1 protein-coding gene is annotated in these 1,614 nt (G+C 59.6%); it reads right to left on the bottom strand.

The genetic code is table 11. The features are described 5' to 3' along the window. Positions 1 to 30 precede the first annotated feature (30 nt). Entirely contained in the window at positions 31 to 1,611 is a 1,581-nt protein-coding gene (tnpC, locus tag KTN04_RS16525) for an IS66 family transposase (protein ID WP_407659278.1), read from the bottom strand. Positions 1,612 to 1,614 lie beyond the last annotated feature (3 nt).

Below are 1,614 nucleotides of genomic sequence, written 5' to 3'. Positions count from 1 at the left end.
GTAACCGCCGTTAAAACGACCCACTTGCCCTTAACTGTACTGCGCCACTTTTTTTGAAGTCCGCTCCAGTTCAACATTCCAGGGCAGCAGTCGCTCCAGCTTTTCCAGCGTGTCGGCATCGGCGATGCGCTCCAGCACATGCCGGATGTACGCCGAGGGTTCCAGGTCGTTGGCTTTGGCCGTTTCGATCAGGGAGTAACAGGTAGCACTGGCGTGTGCGCCCTGCGGGGTATCCGCGAACAGCCAGGCCTTGCGACCCACGGCGAACGGACGGATGGCATTCTCGGCCAGTACGTTGCTGATGTGCAGGTCACCCCGCTTACAGTAGCCGATCAGGGTGGGCCACTGGTTCAGGGTGTATTCCATAGCTTTGCGAGTTAGCCCGCCTTTCATCACACGTCCTGCGTTGGCGTCCAGCCAGGCCTTGAACGCTTCCAGTCGAGGCAGGCTCGACGCCTGACGGATCCGGTAGCGTTCAGCCACGCTCAGGTCCTTGATCTGACGCTCGATGGCATACAGTTTGTTGATATGACTGAGTGCCACATCCGCTTTGGACAGCTTGGCCTGTTTACCTTTACCCGCCGGCTTGGCCGCTTTGGTCGCTTCGATGAACTTGCGGCGGGCGTGATCCCAGCAGCCGATCCGTGTCAGCTTATTGGCTGAGCAGATCTGCGCATAACCGGAGTAACCATCCGCCTGCAGCACACCCTTGAAGTCATCAAGCAGGCGCACGGGCACCGCACCACTTCGAGAGGGATCATAGGCGAACAGGACGGAAGGTTGGCCCGGTGGACCGCCTCGGGTCACCCACATCCATTTATCGGACTGGGCAGCCTTGCCATCCTCTTTGAGTACCTGGATCCGGGTTTCATCAGCCTGCAGGTAGGCCGCACTGTTCTGCGCTTCCCGCATCAGATGGATCAGCGGTTTGAACACCTCATCCAGACGGATGATCCAGTGCGCCATACTGGTGCGGCTCAGCTCATGGCCCAGACGTTTGAACATCTGCTCTTGCCGGTACAGCGGCAGACCATCGGCATATTTGGAGGTGATCAGGTAGGCCAGCAGGGCCGGGGTGGCGATGCATTTGCCCAGCGGGTGTGTCGGGCGAGCCGCGGCTACGATCCGCTCGTCGCCGTTCGTCTCGAACACCGCTTTTTCCTGCCAGTATTCCAGCACTTTAAGCTGAGCCGGGATGTACTCCAGCTCTTCCTTGACCTTGGTGAAGAAGGTTCTGACGGCCCCGGCCTTTTCTTCATCACTCAGCAGCAGCTCGATGCGCTCACGCAGCAGGTGATCGGAGAAGCCGCGCTGACGGCGTTTGGGTGCAGACGCGGCAGCAGGGGTATCGTCTTCAGCGACTTCAATATCGTCCGGGAGCTGATCCCGCAGCCGATCGATCTCGGCTTCCAGTTCGGACTCATCGAAGAGGTGGATCTGGTGGGCCGTTTTCTCACTGCTGGCCGCGAACCGCTGGATGCGCTGCAAGCGCAGCATCTCTTCCAGCAACAGGATGTACTGCTCGCGCTGCTGGAGTTGCCGGTCACGCTCTTTGACGACCTGATCCCGCTGCTCAAGCTCATCCTCTTTCGAGGCCAGTTGCTGCTGCAGCCC

It is taken from the genome of Marinobacterium weihaiense, assembly GCF_019061305.1.
GTDB lineage: Bacteria > Pseudomonadota > Gammaproteobacteria > Pseudomonadales > Balneatricaceae > Marinobacterium > Marinobacterium weihaiense.
This window is presented reverse-complemented; position numbering and strand designations above follow the sequence as displayed.